The organism is Campylobacter hepaticus (genome assembly GCF_001687475.2).
Classification (GTDB): domain Bacteria; phylum Campylobacterota; class Campylobacteria; order Campylobacterales; family Campylobacteraceae; genus Campylobacter_D; species Campylobacter_D hepaticus.
The window spans coordinates 1,363,472-1,383,501 of record NZ_CP031611.1 but is presented as its reverse complement, the minus strand read 5'-3'; the positions used below and the strand labels follow the sequence as shown (position 1 = coordinate 1,383,501).

At 26.9% G+C, this 20,030-nt stretch carries 22 protein-coding genes; 2 read left to right on the top strand and 20 right to left on the bottom strand.

Annotated elements, in window-relative coordinates:
• The 17 genes from nuoL to A2J15_RS06795 form a co-directional block, all read right to left on the bottom strand.
• Nucleotides 1-1,791 (bottom strand): NADH-quinone oxidoreductase subunit L, encoded by a 1,791-nt coding sequence (gene nuoL, locus A2J15_RS06875; RefSeq protein ID WP_066778883.1) that lies wholly within the window; start codon nt 1,789-1,791, stop codon nt 1-3.
• A 2-nt stretch (nt 1,792-1,793) separates the two neighbouring features.
• The gene (gene nuoK, locus A2J15_RS06870) at nt 1,794-2,090 is read right to left on the bottom strand and encodes an NADH-quinone oxidoreductase subunit NuoK (protein WP_066778885.1); all 297 of its coding nucleotides are present in this window, start codon (nt 2,088-2,090) and stop codon (nt 1,794-1,796) included.
• A complete protein-coding gene (locus tag A2J15_RS06865; RefSeq protein ID WP_066778888.1) occupies nt 2,090-2,605 on the bottom strand; it encodes an NADH-quinone oxidoreductase subunit J in 516 nt (171 codons plus the stop codon). Before A2J15_RS06865 ends, nuoK begins: the two co-directional genes overlap by 1 nt.
• Complete coding sequence (nuoI, locus tag A2J15_RS06860; RefSeq protein WP_066778893.1) at nt 2,602-3,231, bottom strand: NADH-quinone oxidoreductase subunit NuoI; 630 nt, start codon at nt 3,229-3,231, stop codon at nt 2,602-2,604. Before nuoI ends, A2J15_RS06865 begins: the two co-directional genes overlap by 4 nt.
• 9 nt (nt 3,232-3,240) lie before the next feature.
• Nucleotides 3,241-4,239: an NADH-quinone oxidoreductase subunit NuoH gene (gene nuoH, locus A2J15_RS06855; RefSeq protein WP_066778895.1), complete on the bottom strand. Its 999-nt coding sequence runs from the start codon at nt 4,237-4,239 to the stop codon at nt 3,241-3,243.
• 4 nt (nt 4,240-4,243) lie between these two features.
• Complete coding sequence (locus tag A2J15_RS06850; protein ID WP_066778897.1) at nt 4,244-6,694, bottom strand: NADH-quinone oxidoreductase subunit G; 2,451 nt, start codon at nt 6,692-6,694, stop codon at nt 4,244-4,246.
• A complete protein-coding gene (locus A2J15_RS06845) occupies nt 6,691-7,380 on the bottom strand; it encodes an NADH dehydrogenase (RefSeq protein WP_066778899.1) in 690 nt (229 codons plus the stop codon). Before A2J15_RS06845 ends, A2J15_RS06850 begins: the two co-directional genes overlap by 4 nt.
• Complete coding sequence (locus tag A2J15_RS06840; protein ID WP_066778901.1) at nt 7,377-7,604, bottom strand: NADH-ubiquinone oxidoreductase subunit E family protein; 228 nt, start codon at nt 7,602-7,604, stop codon at nt 7,377-7,379. The genes A2J15_RS06845 and A2J15_RS06840 overlap by 4 nt, the downstream gene beginning before the upstream one ends.
• Complete coding sequence (gene nuoD / locus A2J15_RS06835; protein WP_066778904.1) at nt 7,601-8,827, bottom strand: NADH dehydrogenase (quinone) subunit D; 1,227 nt, start codon at nt 8,825-8,827, stop codon at nt 7,601-7,603. Before nuoD ends, A2J15_RS06840 begins: the two co-directional genes overlap by 4 nt.
• 1 nt (nt 8,828) lies before the next feature.
• A complete protein-coding gene (locus A2J15_RS06830; protein WP_116980509.1) occupies nt 8,829-9,623 on the bottom strand; it encodes an NADH-quinone oxidoreductase subunit C in 795 nt (264 codons plus the stop codon).
• Nucleotides 9,620-10,123, bottom strand: coding sequence for a NuoB/complex I 20 kDa subunit family protein (locus tag A2J15_RS06825; RefSeq protein WP_066778909.1), 504 nt, complete (start codon nt 10,121-10,123; stop codon nt 9,620-9,622). Before A2J15_RS06825 ends, A2J15_RS06830 begins: the two co-directional genes overlap by 4 nt.
• Nucleotides 10,105-10,494, bottom strand: coding sequence for an NAD(P)H-quinone oxidoreductase subunit 3 (locus tag A2J15_RS06820; RefSeq protein WP_066778911.1), 390 nt, complete (start codon nt 10,492-10,494; stop codon nt 10,105-10,107). Before A2J15_RS06820 ends, A2J15_RS06825 begins: the two co-directional genes overlap by 19 nt.
• A 108-nt stretch (nt 10,495-10,602) precedes the next feature.
• The gene (locus A2J15_RS06815; protein WP_066778913.1) at nt 10,603-11,268 is read right to left on the bottom strand and encodes an ATP-binding cassette domain-containing protein; all 666 of its coding nucleotides are present in this window, start codon (nt 11,266-11,268) and stop codon (nt 10,603-10,605) included.
• Entirely contained in the window at nt 11,261-11,971 is a 711-nt protein-coding gene (locus A2J15_RS06810; RefSeq protein ID WP_066778915.1) for an ATP-binding cassette domain-containing protein, read from the bottom strand. Before A2J15_RS06810 ends, A2J15_RS06815 begins: the two co-directional genes overlap by 8 nt.
• Nucleotides 11,968-12,756 carry an ABC transporter permease gene (locus tag A2J15_RS06805; protein ID WP_066778917.1) on the bottom strand — a complete coding sequence of 263 codons (789 nt, stop codon included), beginning with the start codon at nt 12,754-12,756 and terminating at the stop codon, nt 11,968-11,970. The genes A2J15_RS06810 and A2J15_RS06805 overlap by 4 nt, the downstream gene beginning before the upstream one ends.
• Nucleotides 12,749-13,693: an ABC transporter permease gene (locus A2J15_RS06800; protein ID WP_066778919.1), complete on the bottom strand. Its 945-nt coding sequence runs from the start codon at nt 13,691-13,693 to the stop codon at nt 12,749-12,751. Before A2J15_RS06800 ends, A2J15_RS06805 begins: the two co-directional genes overlap by 8 nt.
• A 3-nt stretch (nt 13,694-13,696) precedes the next feature.
• Nucleotides 13,697-15,232, bottom strand: a complete 1,536-nt coding sequence (locus tag A2J15_RS06795; protein ID WP_066778921.1) for an ABC transporter substrate-binding protein — start codon at nt 15,230-15,232, stop codon at nt 13,697-13,699.
• Between the two features lie 344 nt (nt 15,233-15,576).
• Between A2J15_RS06795 and cgb the strand changes: the two genes are divergently transcribed.
• On the top strand, nt 15,577-16,011 hold the full coding sequence (gene cgb / locus A2J15_RS06790; RefSeq protein WP_066778923.1) for a single-domain globin Cgb: 435 nt from the start codon (nt 15,577-15,579) through the stop codon (nt 16,009-16,011).
• Between the two features lie 17 nt (nt 16,012-16,028).
• Here the strand turns inward: cgb and A2J15_RS06785 are convergent, their stop codons facing one another.
• The 3 genes from A2J15_RS06785 to A2J15_RS06775 are packed head-to-tail and all read right to left on the bottom strand — an operon-like array spanning nt 16,029 to nt 19,396.
• A complete protein-coding gene (locus tag A2J15_RS06785; protein ID WP_066778925.1) occupies nt 16,029-16,400 on the bottom strand; it encodes a heme-binding protein in 372 nt (123 codons plus the stop codon).
• Nucleotides 16,401-16,440: 40 nt separating this feature from the next.
• Nucleotides 16,441-18,069 (bottom strand): multidrug ABC transporter permease/ATP-binding protein, encoded by a 1,629-nt coding sequence (locus A2J15_RS06780; RefSeq protein WP_066778927.1) that lies wholly within the window; start codon nt 18,067-18,069, stop codon nt 16,441-16,443.
• A 19-nt stretch (nt 18,070-18,088) separates the two neighbouring features.
• Complete coding sequence (locus A2J15_RS06775; RefSeq protein WP_066778929.1) at nt 18,089-19,396, bottom strand: MFS transporter; 1,308 nt, start codon at nt 19,394-19,396, stop codon at nt 18,089-18,091.
• Nucleotides 19,397-19,759: 363 nt separating this feature from the next.
• Here A2J15_RS06775 and infA point away from each other — a divergent pair, with 363 nt between their 5' ends.
• Nucleotides 19,760-19,978, top strand: coding sequence for a translation initiation factor IF-1 (gene infA, locus A2J15_RS06770; protein WP_002781436.1), 219 nt, complete (start codon nt 19,760-19,762; stop codon nt 19,976-19,978).
• Nucleotides 19,979-20,030 lie beyond the last annotated feature (52 nt).

The following is a 20,030-nucleotide window of genomic DNA, read 5'->3' as shown; positions in this document are numbered from 1 at the left end:
TTACACCACCCACACTAAAATCATTAAAACCACAAAAGCAGCAATTAAAAATCTAAGCATTAAATTAAGACTATTTGGCATAATCATTTTTTTAGACATATTTTGAGAATAAAAAGCCATTTTTTGAAGTATTTTATCAAAAATAAAAATATCAAAATATCTCAAAATACTACATAAACTTTCATATTTTCTTACAAGAAATTGATGATAAAACTGAGGAATAAAATAATCATTGCTTAAAAGCTTATAAATTTTATTTTCTTTGATATTTTCTTTAAACCAAGCCTTTTTATAAGCAATAATAGCTAAAACAATACCCAAAATAGCTGCTATACTTGCACAAATCATAACTATATGATTTTGCGCATCAATAAAAACTAATTTAGTACCAAGATATTCAAAAAATTTATGCTCAAAAAATCCTGTAATACAAGATAAAACCACTAAAGGACTCATAGCTAAAAGTGCTATTTTACTAGCCTCATGAGGATGTTTCTCATGCTTTATAGGAACAAAAAATACTAACATTAACAATCTAAAACTATAAAATGCTGTTAAAAAAGCTGCAATTAAAAGTGTTAAAAAAATACCATGATGAAAAGATATAAAAGAATATCCCAAAATCAAATCTTTAGAAAAAAATCCCGCAAAAGGATAAATTCCAGACAATGCTAAAGATCCTATACACATTAAAATAGCACTTAATTTTAAAGGTTGAAAAAGTCCACCCATTTTTTTAATATCAAGTTCATTATTCATTGCATGCATTACATTTCCAGCACCTAAAAAAAGTAAAGATTTAAAAAAAGCATGTGTAAGCAGGTGAAATAAAGCTATGCTGTAAGCTCCAAGCCCTGCAGCTACGAACATATAACCAAGTTGTGATAAAGTAGAATAAGCAATAATACGCTTTAAATCTCTAGCCACTAAAGCCATAGAAGCAGCAAAAATAGCCACAAAAGATCCAAGTAAAGCAATACCATAGGAAACTTCAGGAATTAAATCATAAATCGTACTTGCACGAATAAGCAAATAAACCCCTGCAGTAACCATAGTTGCAGCATGTATTAAAGCTGAAACAGGAGTTGGTCCTGCCATAGCATCAGCTAACCAAGTATGAAAAGGAAATTGTGCTGATTTTCCCATAGCTCCAATAAATAAACAAGTTCCAATTAAAATCAAGGCATTATGATCTAAACTTTGAACCATAGCAAAGACTTCATCATATTTTAAGGTCTGAGTTTGCAAATATAACCAAAAAATACCCAAAAGCATACCCAAATCAGCTATACGGTTCATAATAAAGGCTTCATTAGCCGCAAAAGAATAAGTAGGATTTTTATACCAAAATCCTATTAAAAGCCAAGAACAAAGTCCAACACCTTCCCAACCCACAAAAAGTCCTAAAAAATTATCACTCATAACTAAAAAAAGCATGGAAAAGACAAAAAGTCCCAAATAAGCAAAAAATTTATTAAAACCTTCATCATGAGCCATGTAAAAAATACTATAAAAATGTACACAACTTGCTACAATACCTACAACACTCATCATAGTAAGTGAAATAGCATCTACAACAAAACCAAAATTGACTCCGATAAACCATTCAAATAAGCTAATATTTAAAGCTTCATTGCAAAATAGTAAATATAAAGAGCAAAAAGTACTTAAAACTATTAAAAAAGAACAAATAATTCCTACAAATAGTTTTTTATTGCTTAAAGCAAAACAACTTGCAAATACAAAAGCTATTAAAGGACTAAAAAGTGAAATCAAAGCTAGACTTTGCATGATTAAACCTCCGCTTCTTTTAAACTTTTTAAGTCCAAAGTACCTTTTTTTCTATACCAAAGCACACACAAGGCTACACCAACAGCCACTTCACAAGCTGCCACACCCATAATAAAAAGAGCAAAAACTTGACCATTTAAGTCATTATGTATTTTAGATGCTGCTATTAAAGCTAAATTAGCGCTGTTTAACAAAATTTCACTTGAAATAAAAAGCATAATAAGATTTTGTCTTTTTAAAATTCCTGTTAATCCTATGATAAACATTAAAATGGCTATAAAAAAATACTTTTCGACCATTATTTTTCCTTTATAAGATCTTTATGTGTAAGCACAATAGCGCAAACTAAAGCAATTAAAAGCAAAATAGCCATAAATTCAAAAGCTAGAAGATATTTTGAAAAAATTGCTAAAGCCAATTGCTTATTAAAATCAAATAAAAGAGGATTATTTAAAGCCAAATCTGTACTTATATTTTGATATTTAAAACCTATTAATATCATTAAAAGTAAAATAGCGCTTAAAATAAGTAAAACAAAAAAACTTTTTTTTGCTTTAAGTTTTTCTTTTAAATCTTTAGAAAGATCAAAAAACATCATAGCAAAACTATAAAGTCCTAAAACAGCACCACTATAAACAATAATTTGTATCACTCCTAAAAATTCCGCATTAAGTAAAAAGTAAAATCCTGATAAAAATACCATACCTCCAGCTAAAGCAGAAAGAGAATAAAGCATATTTTTACTTAAAACTGCTATGCTAAAAAAACCTAAAACTACTACACTAAAAAATATAAAAGCTAAATTTTCTATCATTTAGCCTCTCCTTGATCATTTTCAAAAACTCTTTCTTGCATAGCATCATAATAATTTGGTGTTTTTTTAACCCACAAATCTGCATCCTTACTAAGACTTCCTGCACCTTCAAATTCAACTTGTTCTTTAAGTTTATCAATAGGAGTTAAAAAATCTTGCTTATATCCAAAATAAGATCTTTGTTCAGCCGCATTTTCATACTCTATTCCATGTACTATTGCAAGTTCAGGACAAACTTCAGCACAAAAACCACAATAAATACAACGTCCTAAATTAATACTATAATTAGCTACTTTTTTACGTCCATTTTCATCTAAAGAAGTTTCCATTCTAATGCAATTGCTAATACAAATTTTTTCACAAAGTCCACAACCTATACATCTTTCATTTTCACTTTCTATAAAGCGCATAAGCCTATGAACAGCTCGGTATCGACTATCAAGCTTAACTTTTTCAAAAGGATATTTAATCGTTGCACTATTGTTTTTTTTAAGCAATTCTCTCATCATAACAAAAAGTCCTATAAAAAGCTCTAATTTAATACTTCTATGCAAAGTTTGTGCAATTTTTTGCCAAGTATTACAAGGATTTTTTCTTTTTCCATCAATTAAAAAATAATTCTTCATCATAAGCTCCTATAAAAGCACAACTAAAGCAGTAATTAAAAGATTTAAAACTGCTAAAGGGATTAAAATCAAATAACACATTTTCATAACTTGATCAGGACGCAATTGTGCAAAAGTTGCTCTTGCCCAAAAATACCAAAAAAAAATAAAACTTGATTTTATTATCATCATAATCCATCCAGGAACAAACCAAAAGCTATTAAATCCTCCTAAAAATAATAAAGTAATCAAAATAGACCCTGCTATCATAGAAGTATATTCACCTATAAAAAACATTCCCCATCTTAAACCCGAATATTCTGTTCCATAACCAGCTACAATTTCAGCATCATTTTCAGTTAAACAAAGTGGGGTTCTATTAGTTTCTATAAATAAAGCTATTACAAAAAGTACAAAAGCTAAAGGTTGCTTAAAAATCAACCAGGAAAAAAAACCATCACTTTGGTAATTATTAATATCTATAAGAGAAAAAGAACTAACAAGCATCACAATAGCAATCAAAGCCAAAGCACCTACACTCTCATAAGAAATAACTGCTACAAGTCCTCTTGCAGCACCTAAAATAGACCATTTATTATTACTTGCTAACCCACCTAAAAAAATGGCATAAAAACAAAGCCCAGAAGTTCCTATGACAAAAAGTAAAGCTACATTAATATCTGCTAATATAGGTTTAATTACTCTACCAAATAAAACAAACTCAGGTAACATTGGAATAACTGCTAAAGAAATAAAAGCACATACTACAGAAATCAAAGGAGCAATAGCAAAAATGAATTTTTGTGAATTAGAAGGAATAATATCCTCTTTAGTAAAAAGTTTTATCATATCAGCTACAAGTTGAATAAGTCCAAAAGGACCCACCATATCAGGACCTATACGTCTTTGAAAATAAGCTAAAACTTTTCTTTCGGCATAGGTTGCAAGCCCAGCTAAACTAGCAAATATAGCAATAATAATAATACATTTAATCAAAGCCTCTAAAATAAAAAAAGCAAAATCACTCATTATTTCATCCTATTTTTTCTAATCTTGCTACAATAAATCTTTCATCAAAGATACTTAAAGTATCAATCTTTTCATCAAAATACGGCAAATAAGCTCCATTTTTTATATCTTTATCTACACGCACACTTAAAACAAATTCTTTATCTTTAATATAAATTTTAACTAAATCTTTATCATACAAATCATTTTTCCTAGCAAGTTCCTCACTTACCCCTAAAAAAACTGTCTCATTAATCGCACTAGCACGATTTGAAAATCTACCAAATTGGTAGCTAGGATTTGCGCTATAAAGTAAAATTTCATCATCTTTTAAAACAAAATTTTCTACATTAAAAGCTATAAATTCTTTTTTAGCTTCTTGTTTAAAACATTTTAAATTTAACTCATAACCTCTTTTACACTCGCCACCATTAGTATAAAAATTATCCAAATCATCAAATTCTAAAGGAGCAAAACCTTTATTTATAGGAAGTCTTTTAGTATAATTAATAGTATATTCTTCATCAAAACCTAAAGCATTAGCTAAATCATTTAAAAAATACCCTTTAAATTCTAAAGCTGCATTAGTTGGAACCACTCTTTTATCATAATTTAAAAAGGTTCCTTCTTGTTGATTTAAACTAGCGCTAGCTAAATGGGCATGCTCTTCATAAGAAAAAGTAAAATCTCCCTTTTCATTATAACCTAAAATTTTACCTTCTTTTATATTTTTATCTAAATCACAAATCATAGAAACGCCTAAAGTATTAGTATAAGTAGGATTTAAAAAAACTTTAAAAGGTGTTGTAATTTGGATTAAAGCAAGCAATTTGGCTAATTTTTTAGCATGTTTATGAAAATAAAAATCACTCCCTATAATAAGAATAAAATTTTCTTTTTTTAATAATAAATTCTCTAATTTATCTTCATCTAAACCTAAATTTTTAGCAAAAATAGAATGTTTAATTGCAATGGTTTTTTTTATTTTTTTAGTAACGATTTTCTTTACTTCTTTTTGAATTTCATTACCTACTTCATCTTTTTGTATAACTTGCTCTACAATTTCTTCATTTATATTTTCTTCTATATCTTTAAACCCATCAACAAAAAATTGTGCTAAATTATTTTTAATATTTTCATCTGTACTAAATTTTTGAAGTAAAAAATATAAAATTTGTTCTTCATCTCCATATTGATGTTTATGTGAAATAAAATTTTTAGAATATTTTATAATTCCTAAATCTTCTATAGGATGAAAATAAAGCCCTGATCCTTTATTCATTACCAAAGCATTATTGATTTTATAACTTAGAGTTGGTGCATCATATCTTAAAAGCATTCCTGCAACGACTAAAAAATCGCTTTTTACTATATCTTGAGTACTTGCATTATAAAATACTCCAGCATTAGCTATAAATTCATCTAAAAATTCTTTAAATTTTAAAGCTTCTTCATTAATCAAATTAAGATTAAATTTATGTTTTAAATTTTGCAAAATCAAAGCTTCTTCATTTGTAATAAAACTATTAAATTTAATATTTTTAATTTCATTTTTTTCAAAAAGTTCTATAAGTTTTTTAAAAGCATTTTCATCTTTTTGTGCTTCATTTTCAGTATCAAAAGCAAATCTTGCTGCTTTATTTAAAGTTGCAAAAGCAAAATCATTACTTACGCGATAAATTTTTTCTTTTTGATTATTAATACTACTTTGTTTAATATCATAATACATCAATTCACAATCACTAGAATGCGGATTTGAAGCAGGAATTCTTTTAAGCTCCCATATATTAGAAGTATATTGGAATTTCGAACTAATTAAAGCGCCTGTAGGACACACACTTGTGCATTCTCCACAAAAAGAACAATCTAATGTATCACCATTAACAGGACCAATTAAACTTTTTTGAAATTTAGTCCAAATAGCATAAGCGTCTTTACTCATAAGATCTTTAAAACTATTATCTACACTATCACTATTACGTGGTACTGTCTTTAAAGCACTCTCACCTATTTTATCCTTACAAACAGTAATACAGCGTTCACACACTATACAAAGAGCAGGATCATAATTTATCGCTCCCCAATGTTTGTGAGGCTTATGCGTATCTTTAATCCAATATTTTTGTATATTTACACGGCTTTTATGAGTAAAATTTTGCAATTCACACTCACCCGATTTATCACAAACTCCACATTCTAAAGGATGGTTAATACAATAAGCTTGCATGATTTCATTTCTTTCATCCCAAAGACTTTGTAAATCACTTTCTACAACCATACCTTCTTTTGCTTTAGTATTACAAGAATATACTTTTTTACCATCAACTTCTACCATACACATACGACATGCTAAAGTAGGGCTACAACCTGAAAGATAACAAATTGCAGGTATAAAAATATCATTCCTTCTTGCTATATTTAAAATATATTCGCCTTCTTCAAAGGTACAATCTATGCCATTTATTTTAATAGTCATTTTACTTCCTTTATGCGAATTGGAGTAAATGCAAAGTCATTATCACAATTAAAAAATCCTATAGTACCTTGTAAATTTTCATCTAAACATAACGTAGTTTTAAAACTAAAATTCTTAGCTAAAACTTCAACTTTGCTTCCATTTTGACATTTTGCAATTTGCAAAAACTGTTTAGAACAATGCAAATTACTATCTTCCATATTAACCTTAAAAAGAATTAACCCATCATAATTATCAAGTTCTTTTAAAGGATGTAACTTTGCTTTTTGAAAATCACATTCTTTTTCCTTACTATCTAAAATTTTAACTTGATATTTTTGACTTAAAAAATTTAAAAAATATTTAATATTTTCATTATCTTTATAAAACTTAATATTTTCATCTATAATTAAATATTTTGCTGTTTTTAAAAATTGAAGTATTTCACAGGCTTCTTCTTCCCCAAAACAAGACTCTGCACTCAAATATCCTTCATCTAAATCTTTAAAAATTTTTTCATCGCTTAATTTACAAAATAAAGCTAAAACAAAACTCAAACTTGCAATTTCACACTTATAAAATCTTGACTTTAAAACTTTATCCTCAAGGCAAGAAATATTAATGCTATTAAATCCTATCTTTTGACATAAATTAGGATTTTGCAAGCTTGGCATATCTAAAAAACAAAGGGCATTATCATAAATCATTCCCTATCCTTTTTTATCACAATAGTCCAATCCACTTGATTAAATTTTAAAGAATTTAAAAGAGTACAACCTTTTTCTTTTACAAAAGAAAAACTTTTTTCAACACAAGAAAAATCACCAATTTCAAAAAGTATTACCAAAACCTCACCCTGCTTTGCTTCTTTAATCAATTGTGTTAAATCTTCAAAAAGATCTTTACTCTTTCTTAAATCCACCCTTCTCATCGATCTATCTCGCCTAAAACTATATTAACATTACCCATAATAGCTACAACATCTGCTAAATAAGATCCTACAAGCATTTCTTCAAAAAAAGCACAATGCCAATAACTAGGTGTTCTAGCTTTTAAACGATAAGGTCTTGAATCTCCATCACTATGAATAAAAAATCCAAGTTCACCTTTTGGACTTTCAGTTGGTACATAAACTTCACCTTTTGGAGGCTTTAAACCCTGAGTAATTAAAACAAAATGTTGCATTAAAGAATAATTTTGTGTTAAAATTTGTTCCTTTGAAGCGCTTACATATTCAGGGTGAGTAGCTAAAATTTCAGGTGGAGTATCTTTATAAAGTATGGTACATTGTTTAAGAATTTTTAAACTTTCACGAAATTCTTGCATATAAACCTTATACCTTGCATAAGAATCTCCCTGAGTAGCATAAGGCACCCCAAAATCAATCTCATCATAAAGTAAATAAGGCTCTTCCTTGCGTATATCATATCTTACACCACTAGCTCTTAACATTACTCCGCTACAACCCCAATTTAAAGCTTGTTCTTTACTTACTACGCCTACATTTTCAGTTCTTAAACGCCAAATTCTATTATCATCTAAAAGATCTTCATAATCTTTTAAGTCGCTTGGAAACTTATCGCAAAATGCTAAAACTTCTTTTAAATAATTTTCTGGCAAGTCAAGCATGACTCCTCCTATTCTCATAGAAGAATGAGTAAGTCTTGCACCACAATATTTTTCTATTAAATCTAAAACATACTCACGCTCTCTAAAACAGTATAAAAATACGCTCATCGCACCAATATCTAAAGCATGTGTAGCAAGCCAAAGCAAATGTGATGCAATACGGTTTAATTCTAAAAGTATCATACGTATGATTGCTGCACGACGCGGAATACTCAAACCACAAAGTTTCTCAACAGCAGCACAATAAGCATAATTATTTGCTGAAGCAGCAATATAATCCATTCTATCTGTAGTAGGAATAAATTCTTGATAAATCATATTTTCAGCCATTTTTTCCATACCACGATGCATATAACCTATACAAGGACGTGCTTTTACAACCTGCTCTCCATCAAGCTCTAAAATCAAACGTAAATTTCCATGAGCTGAAGGATGCTGTGGACCTAAGTTGATAATCATTTTTGAATCTTCTTGCTCAAAAACTATATTCTCATAATAAGGTTTTAATTTGCTAGGAATTTGCATTTTAACGCCTTTTTTCTAAAATTTTTGTTTTATTACGTTTTACTTTCTTAACAAAAGCCACACCTTCATCTTCTTGATATTCTTGCTTAAAAGCAAGTTCTTTATTTTGACCGCCTTTAGGCACTTCATGACAAAATCTTGCAAAATTTAAAGTATCCTTGTCATCTACAAAACCAGGATCTCTTTGTTCTTCACCTACAACTTCACGATATTCTTTACCAAAAATTTTATCAATTTCATACCATCTTGCAAATTCATCACCTTTTAAAGGGTAAGTTTTTAAAAGTGGATGTCCAAACCAATCATCAGGCATTAAAATACGTTTTAAATTAGGATGATTAATGATAAAAATTCCAAACATATCATAAATCTCCCTCTCGCTCCAATTTGCTCCTTTAAAAACCTTAGTAACGCTTTGTAAACGTTCTTTCACCCCTACAAATGTTTTAATTCTTACTCTTAATTTTTTCTCTAAATTTAAAAGCTGATAAAAAACTTCAAAACCTTTTTTATTAGCTATAAAATCAATAGCACTTGCTTCTGTAAAACTTAAATATCCTAAAGTTTTAAGCATTTGTAAAGTTTTAACATTATCTTCTTTTTTAATTTCTACTACCCAAAAATCAAGTTCAACAAAAGAATTTAAAATTTCTACTTGAGTATTTAAAATTTCAAAATCTTCCTTAAAAATACTTTCTAAAACCTTATCTTTTTTAACACTAGGCGCATGATAAAATCTATCTTTATAATAATTTTGAACTTGAACATTTTTTTTATGGCTATATTTTCTCATTATACTAACCTTTTTGGTGCCATTTTATAATTTGCTTTTTGTTTTCGAATTTTTTTTTGTAAAATCATTAGAGCAAATTGAAAACTTTCAGGACGAGGAGCACAACCTGGAACATAAATATCTACAGGAATAATCCTATCTACTCCTTGAACCGTAGAATAAGTATTAAACATTCCTCCAGTATTAGCACAACTTCCCATAGAAATCACCCATTTAGGATCAGGCATTTGATCATAAAGTCTTCTTGTAAATTCAGCATGCTTTTTACACAAAGTCCCTGCAATAATCATTACTTCACTATGCCTTGGAGAAGCCCTAAAAATAGTTCCAAATCGATCAAAATCGTATCTTGAACCCCCAGCTGCCATCATTTCAATGGCACAACAAGCTAAACCATAAGATAAAGCCCATAAAGAATTACTTCTACCCCATTGAATAAGCTTATCTACACTTGTTAAAACTATAGGCAAGCCACTAGCATAATTTACTTGATGCTCTGCCATATAAATGCTCCTTTTTTATAAACATACAAAAATCCAACGCCTAAGAATAATATAAAAATTAAAACTTCTAAAAATCCAAACCAACCTAAATCTTTAAAAATTAAAGCCCAGGGAAATAAAAAAACAACCTCTATATCTAAAAGTATAAAAATAAGAGCAATAATAAAAAATTGAGAATTGATTTTATTGGCTTGTTTAATAGGAATAGGACCACATTCATAAATTCCAAGCCCTAATTTTTTGCGATTTTTAGAAGCCAAATTATTACCAATTTTTGAAGCCAAAAATACTAATCCAAAAAAAATAATACTAGCTAATACTAACATTAAAAAAATACTAAAATAAGGATGCAAAGCATCTATATGGGACATTTATTCTCCTTTTAAAACACCTAAATCACTCCGCAGCAAAATCAAATTTACACTTTTTTTATTTTACTCTAAACTTTCTATATTGAAACTTAGAATAAAAAATATTTTTTAAAGTTTTATTTTCTCATATTTAAAATTATAAAAAAGTTCACTTTGATGAGTAATAAAAATATAAGAAATAAAATTTTTTTGCTGATAATGATATAAAAAATTTAAAATTTCTTTAGAATTTTTTATATCAAGAGTAGAAACAATTTCATCTAAAATAAGTAAACTAGGATTTAAAATTAAAGAACGAATAAGACCTACACGAGTAGCTTCTCCTCCACTTAACTCATAAGGTTTTTGTTCTAAAATTTGTTTTTTTAGATTAAAAAAATCGAAAAATTCATCAATTAAATCACCATTTTTTTTAAAATTAAAATTTTCTAAACCATCTTGTATTAAATTTTTAATTTTTTTATAAGGATTTAAAGCCATTTTTTGATCTTGAAAACAATATTGAATTTCTTTTCTTAATAATCTTTGCCTTTTTTTATCTAGTTGATGCAAATTATCACCTTTATACCAAACCTCACCGCCGCTTGGATTTTCCAAAAAGCAAAGTATTCTAGCTAAGGTACTCTTACCCGCACCACTTTTTCCTTCAATCATTAAATTTTCATTTTGTTTAAGAGAAAAATTAATATTTTCAAAAATAAAATACTTTTTGCTTTTTAAATACCGATGTTTTTTTATTTCATAAAATTTACTTAAATTAGAAACCCTAAGCATATTCACTCTTTAAAAATTCTTCAAAACTAAAAAATCGAGAATTATGTTTTTCTAATATATAAATTTCATCTGCTAAAAAATGCACTAAATTTAAATCATGGGTAATACACACCAAGGCTCCATCTTTTTTAAATTCTTTTAAAATTTGCATAATTTTTTGTGCATTTTTTTTGTCTAAAGAAGAAGTAATCTCATCACAAATTAAAATTTCAGGCTTACTTAATAAAGCCAAAGCTAAACTTACACGTCTTGCCATACCCAAACTTAATTCATTAACATAAGAATGCCACAACAAGTCAAGATATTCAAATCCTAAACTTTCAAGACAAGAAAAAGCGTAATCTTTTCTTTCTTTTTTCTTTAAATGAGTATAAGTTTTTAAAACAAGATGGCATAAATCACCTATATTTAGATAAGGATAAAGACTAAGTTCAGCATCTTGTAAAACTAAGGCCACTTTAGAACGCAATTGTCTTAATTCTTTTTTATTAAAATTTAAAATAGAAGCTTGATTAAAACTTAATTCTTCTGCATCAAGTACAAAATCTGAATCTAAAAGACCTACCAAAGCCTTGCCAAGTAAACTTTTTCCAATGCCACTTTTACCTAATATCATCAAAGCCTTGCCCATTTTTATATCAAAATTAATATCTTCAAGTATAATGCTATTTTTTATACTAATATTTAAATTTCTAATTCTCAAGATCTTACCCCCCAAATCTTTTGCAAAAAATTACCTAACCATAAAAGGGGTAAAAACAATAATAAAAGAGTTGCAAGAGGAAATAATATCATCCACCAAGCTCCTATAAAAACAGCTTTTGAAGACTCACTTAAAAGAGTTCCTAGAGTTGGAAATTCAAATCCAAGTCCTAATCCAAAAAAACTTAAAGTCGCTTCTGTAGCTATAGCATGGACAATATTAAACACAAAAAGTATAAAAATCAATGTTTTTAAAGCGGGTAATAAATCTTTAAAAAAAGCTTTAAATTGAGTCCTTCCAAGCACTATATTTGCCTTGTAAAAATCTAAATTTTCAAGTCTTTTTAACTCACTTTCTACAATTCTTGCAATAAAACACCAATGCACTAAAGCAATTAAAAAAATCATTAAAAATAAATTGGCTCCTAAAAAACTTTGAAAAAACATCATAAGTAATAAAGCAGGCAAGGCTAAAAAAAATTCTAAAATACGCATCCAAAACATATAAAAAAAACAACGAGCTAGCCATAGATAAAAAAGGGCAAAAAACACAGAGAATAAAGAACTAAAAATCCCTATTATCAATGAATTTCTTAAAGCAAAAAGTAAACGAGAGAACAAATCTCTACCTAAAAAATCTGTTCCTAAAATATAAGTAAAACTTGGAGCTTGATGCAAATGATTTAAATGGCTAGTTAAAATATCATAAGGTGCTAAAAAAGGTGCTAAAAAAGCACATAAAAACAAAAATATTAAAGGAATAAAACAATAAATGATTTTAAGCAAAATCAAGCCTTCTTAATCGTGGATTTAAAATTTTTGCAACAATATCACTTAAAAATGTAAAAAACGCTACAAGCAAAACGCTAAAAAAAACTAATGCAAGTACAACTGGGTAATCTTTAAAAAGAATGCTTTTAAAAAGCAAAGTTCCAAGTCCTTCATAAGCAAATACACTTTCTATTACATAAGTTCCCATCATAAAACTTAAAGCAGTACCTCCAAAATAAGCAATAATAGGACTTAAAGAATATTTTAAAACCAAAAAATAAATATCTTTTTCTTTTAAAGCTCTAGCATATAAGTTTTGAATGAAAATTTGAGTAAAACTTTCATTAATAAAATTTCTAGCAATCTTTAAAAATAAAGCTAAATGAGATAATACAAGCACGCAAACAGGTAAAATTAAGTGCTTTAAACGGTTTAAAAAATCATCTTCAAAACCTATATCACTTGTCCCTAATATAGGTAAAACTTGCCAAAAAATTCCAAAAATTAAAACAAAAAACAAAGCTAAAGCAAAAGGAGGTAAAGCAAAAAAATTAAATGCTAAAAAAGTAATAATTTTATCAATAAAAGTATCCTTATAATAATACCCCAAAAATGCTAAAAAAATACTCGATAAAAACAATAATACTAAAGCACTTAAACTCAAAATTAAAGTGTTAAACAATCTTTCTTTTATCAATTTTAAAACATTTTCTCCGCTTAAAAAAGAAACTCCTAAATCTCCTTGTAAAGCCTTAAAAAGCCAAATTGTATATTGCTCTAATAAAGGCTTATCAAGCCCTAAATTTTGCTCTACTCTTTGAACAAATTCTTTACTTTGTGAATTTATTGTATTAGCATAAGCCACACTAGTTTTACTAAAATAAAGTAAAATAAAACACAAAAAAGTGCTAAAAAACGCTATAAAAATACTAAAAATAAAGCGTTTTAGCACAGTTTATTTAACCCATTCATAAATATTCCAAGTAAATCCTACACCATGGTGACCCAAAGTTCTTGCTTTAATTCCTTGAATTTCACTATTATAAACTAAAGCAAAATCAAGATAAGTTAAAAAAATGAAAGGAGGATTTTTATATAAAGCATCTATAAATTCTTTATAGTATTTTTTTCTTTCATCTAAATTTAAAGTATTTCTAGCTTTTTGTAAAGCTATATCAACTTTTTTATCATGATAGTGTCCAAAATTCCAGCCTTCATCATTTAAAGCACTATCTTGAGAACTTTCAAAAACTCTAAAAGTATGAAAATCAGGATCTAAAGGACTTCCCCAACCCACTAAAAAACTATCGACTTTAGAATAATCAAAACTACCAGCAGGTTTTGCTATAACTTTAGTTAAAACTCCTATTTTTTTAAATTCACTTTGCAAAATTCCTGCTAAACTCACTCTTAAAGGATCATTACTCATAACCCAAATTTCAAATTCTAAAATTTTTCCATTTTTTTCAAAAATTCCATCTTTATTTTTCTTAAAACCTGAATTTATAAGTAATGCTTCAGATTTTTTAGGATTGTATCCATAAGTACGGAAACTTTTAGGATTCGCCCAAGAATTTTCTAAAGGATGATTTGCTACAAAACCATAACCATGTAAAAGATTTTTTACTATACTGTATCTGTCAACAGCATAATTTAAAGCTTGTCTTATTTTTAAATCTTTTAAAAATTCATTATCAAGATTAAACATTAAAGCCCTATAATCAGCTGATTTTTCACGTAAAATAGTAAAATGAGTATCATTTTTAAAAATATTAAGCAAAGAAACATCAATTAAAGCAGCATCAATTTTCCCATTTTTAAGCTCTACACTTGCTATTGAAGGATCAAAAATATGCTTTATAATCAATCTTGGAGTTTTTACCTTTGCAAGATAAAAATTTTCATTAGCTTTAAATTCTACATATTCGCCTTTTTTCCATTTAACAAATTCATAAGGTCCTGTACCTATAGGATTTTGATTAAAAGAAGCAGTATTTAAATCTTTATTATCCAATAAATGCTTAGGCAACATTCCTATACTTAAAGCATCTAATAATGCAGGATAAGGTTTAAAAAGTGTAATTTTTACATGATAGGGGTTTAAAACTTCTACATTTTTAATATCTTCAAAATTCACATATACTGAAGAATTATTTTTAGGATTTTTAAAAGCATCAAGACTGAATTTTACATCATCAGCACTAAATTTAACCTTATCATGCCATAAAACATCATCTCTTAAAAAAATATCATAAATAAGCCCATCTGCACTAACATTCCACGATTTTGCCAAGTCTGGCTTTAAATCCATATTTTCATCAAAACGCGTAAGACCTGAAAATACAAGATTAATATACGCATCATGATCTTCACTATAGGCAGGGTTAATTCTTGAAATTTCATTTTCAACTGCAACAATTAAAGTATCTTTAGAAATTTTAGCTTCTAAATTAACTAACAATAACAATATAAAAATCAAAAATCTAAACATGAGAAAACCTTTTTCACTCTAAAATATTTTAAAAATTATAAAATAAAATTAATGAAGTCGCAAGCCTATATGGGGGATAAAAGTACTAAGTTTTAAAATTAATTTTTCATATCAATTATATTATAAATTTTTAGGTAAATATATTTTACAAACCTTATAAAATAAGCATTTAAAAACATCTCTTAGTCTTAAACAATAATTAAAATTTAGCAATTTAATTATTATAATTTTTGATTTAAATTATTAAGATTAAGTTTCAATTTTAACCTAAATCAATTTTTTGTTTTAAATTTCAAGATAAAATCTCTCCTTAATTTTAAATATTTATATTTCAAGGAGAAATAATGACACAAAAACAAATTCAAATTATTAAAGACTGCGTTCCTATTTTACAAACAAATGGAGAAAATTTAACAAAAGAATTTTATAAAATAATGTTTAATGATTATCCTGAAGTAAAACCTATGTTTAACATGGAAAAACAAATATCAGGAGATCAACCAAGAGCTTTAGCCATGGCAATTTTAATGGCAGCTAAAAACATAGAAAATCTAGAAAATACTAAATCTTTTGTTGATAAGGTTGCTATAACCCATGTTAATTTAGGTGTAAAAGAAGAACATTATCCCATAGTAGGTGCTTGCCTTTTAAAGGCTATTAAAAATCTTTTAAATGCAGATGAAACAACCTTAAAAGCTTGGGAAGCTGCTTATGGCAAAATAGCTAAATTTTATATAGATATAGAAAATGATCTTTATATGAAAAAAAATCATTCTTAAAAAATAAGAAGCATGGGTTATTTTAAGAATTTTAACCCTGCTTTAGCTATTTTAACATCTTGCTCTAAATGAGCGCCTCCTACACCTATACCCCCTATCACAATTCCATCAAGCATAATAGGAACACCTCCTGGCATAATAGAAAATTTATCATCTAAATAGCGTATATCTTCTGGAATTATCCCTTCTTTTACCCCTTTTAAAATTTGTCCTGATTTATCCACTATAGTAATACTAACATTAAAACCTTCTTTTCTTGCTTCTTTTTGAGCTAATTCAAGTATACCTTTAACCATTTGATGAGTTAAAATTGGTTCTTTAACTATTTCATAAGATTGAGCAAAAAGACTTGAACTTAACATAAAAATAAAAAATAAAAATTGCTTCATACTTTATCCTTAATATCATTATTTTTCAAAAATTATAAAATTAAAATTTTTCTACTTCTTTAATAGCTAAAAAATTTCTATTATCCCCATGTAATTCTTCGATATTACCATTATTAGCTAAAAGTATTCTATCAGCCATATCAAAATATGTATCATCATGAGTAATTGCAAAAATTGTTTTACCTTGATTTTTTAATAAAGGTAAAAGTTTTTTATAAAAAAACCTTCTAAAAACAGGATCTTGATCAGCAGCCCATTCATCAAGTACTAAAATATCCCTTTCTTCAAGTAAAGCTATAAACATAGCTAAACGCTTTTTTTGTCCTGTAGAAAGCTGAGTTAAGCTTAAATCATGATCTTGGATTTTTGTTTTATCTTGAAGTTCTAAAAATTTAAGCCAAAACGCAATTTTTTCTTCACTAGCAAATTCTTCTTTACTTAAAGTTTTAGTAAAAAGATGAAAATCACTAAATACAGTTGAAATAAGGGCTTTATATTGATCTAAATTATCATCATTTATAAGCATATTATCAAGATAAATCCTACCTTTACTTGCTTTAAAAAGCCCTGTTAAAAGCATACAAAAAGTCGATTTTCCACTTCCGTTTTTACCTATTAAAAATACAAGTTCACCTTTTTTAAGTTCTATATTCACAGGATTTAAAGAAAAATTTCCATCGTAAGTAAATTCAATATCTTTAAAAATAATACGCTCCCAATCATTAATATAAGATATTTTTTTAAAATTTTTTACATATGTATCTAATTCCAATTTAGCAATCTTATCTAAAGCAATCTTTGCTAAAAGCAAAGTAGGAAAAGATCCTATCATAGAAACTAAAGGGGTTCGTAAAAATAAAATAGAAAGAGCTATAGTAGTAGCATCTGCTACACTAGCCCATTGAAATTTTAATGCTAAGTAAAATTCCACTCCAACTAAAGCTAAAAGGCTCACATTTGTCCAATTATTTGAAAGATTATTAAAAAAATTTCCCAAAGTGCTATTTTTCTTTTTTAATTTAGCATTTTTTTCAAATTCATCTTCATAATAAAGTTTAGCTCTATAACGATTCATTAAAAGTTCTTTATGTCCATCAAGTATATTTTGATAATTATTTTGTAAAGCATCATCATTTTCTCTTGCTTTACGAAAATATTGATACACTTTAATCATTAAAAAATTATTAGTAAGAAAAACAACCATTATCCATATCATACACAAAATAAAAATAGGTTTTGAAAGATAATACAAATAAATACTAGTACAAAAAATTAATATGCTTGATTGTAAAAAATCAGGCAGTCTTAAAAGTCCAAAAGATATATTTCTTATATCACTCCCCAAAGATGCTAAAATTTTTGCTTTACCTATTTTAGCTATTTTTAATAAAGGAGTATCTAAAATTTGTTTTACTACACGCCTTTGCATTTTAAAAATAAAATTTTGACCAAAAATATTAAGTCCAAATTCAACCATAGTAGAACTTATAAAAAATATCCCAAGTAAAACAATGAAATAAAAAATAGGAATATTTTGTACATTTTTAAGTAAATAATTATTAATAAAAACTAGAATTAAAACCCCAAGTATGCTACTTATAAAAGAAAATAATAAAAAAAATATTAATTTCAATTTATTTTGTTTTAGCAGTTCTAAAATAAAAGACATATATTTATTCCATAAATAATTAAGAATGTTTATTAAATTGTATTTGATCTTTTACAATTAAAACAGCTAAAATAGCCAAAAAAGATAAAAAAATCATATATATACTCATACCGTATAAAAATGGATTTTCTCTTTTAGTAGCAAGAGTATTAAACCAAAAAACAAGTTGTGGAGTTATGCCTCCTGAAATAGCATAGGCAATATTATATGAAAAAGAAATTCCTGAAAATCTTATCTTAGCTTTAAAAACCTCACTCATTAAAATTGGAGCAAAAACATTAATTCCTCCTAAAAAACAAACAATAGCATATAAAATACATACAAAAATCAAATTTTTAAATTCATATAAAACATAAAAATATAAACAAGAAAAGAACATAAAAACCAAAGAAAATACAATACAAATTTTAAATAAACCCAATTTATCCACAAGATAACCTACAAAAACTCCACCAAAAGCTATACCTAAAATTCCTAAAATCTGTAAATAACTAGCTTGAACCTCACTTAAATTCAAAATACTAGGCATAAATTTAGGCATTAATAAAACAAGCACCACAACACAACCTGTTAAAACCCAACTTATAGCCATAGATGAAAATATTTTTTTAAAAATACCTTTTTCTTTAAACAAATCTTTAAGAGGAAAAGAACTAAGATCTGATTTTTCTTGCATTTGTTTAAAAATAGGAGTTTCTTGTAAAAATTTACGTAAATAAACAGAAATGATTCCAAAAATTCCACCTATAAAAAAAGCAATACGCCAAGCATAAGCTCCAATTTCTTCTACACTAAAAAGAAGATTAATAAATAAAAATACCACACTTCCTAATAAAATCCCTAAAGCCATAGCAGAATTTAAACAACTTAAAAAGAAAGCTTTATGATTTTCTTGACAATGTTCTCTTATAAAAACCCAAGCTCCAGGAAGCTCTCCGCCTATAGCTATACCTTGAAAAACTCTTATTATTATAAGCAAAACAGGGGCCATAAATCCAAGAATTTCATAACCTGGTATAAAAGTTAAAATAAAAGTAGGAAGCACCATAAGTAAAATACTCAACATAAACATATTTTTACGTCCGAATTTATCCCCAAAATGTGCCATAACTATGCCTCCTAAAGGACGCACCAAATATCCTATAGCAAAAACCCCATAAGTATTTAATAAAGCCCAAAATTCATCTATACCTTTAGGGAAAAATACATTAGCAATATATTGAGCAAAAAAAACAAAAATAATAAAATCATAAAATTCTAAAGTTCCACCTAAAGAAGATAGTCCTAAAATTTTTAATTCTTTAGCTTTTAATTTCTTTTTTTCCATTATATTAATACCTTAAAAAATTTAAAAACATCAATTTTTAATTATACTATAATTCTAAAATATCATCTCATTTTATAAAATAGGCTTTATTTTATTAATTTATTTCTAAACTTAGTCAAACAAAAATTCAAAAAGAATCAATCTTAAATTATTTAGATGTTCTTAATTATAATACAAACAAAATCTGTAATATAACTTAAATCTTAAATATTACCTAATAAATAAAAAATTTCACATAAAAAATTTAAAAATTCATACATTGAAAATAAGAATTTTAATCTTAAATAAATTATTTAAATTAAGTAAAAATTTTTATAATTTTAGATAAAATAAAGCCTTTTTAAATTTTTGAAAGGAGAACATTTGGCAAAAGATGATGTAATCGAAATTGATGGCACAGTACTTGAAGCATTACCAAATGCAAATTTTAAAGTAGAACTTGACAATAAACATGTAATTTTATGTCATATTGCTGGAAAAATGCGTATGCATTATATAAGAATTATGCCAGGGGATAAAGTTAAAGTTGAACTTACGCCCTATAGTCTTGATAAAGGACGTATAACTTTTAGATATAAGTAATTCTAAGTTATTTAAAAGTTAATTTTAGATACAATTAGAATTTTTGCGACAA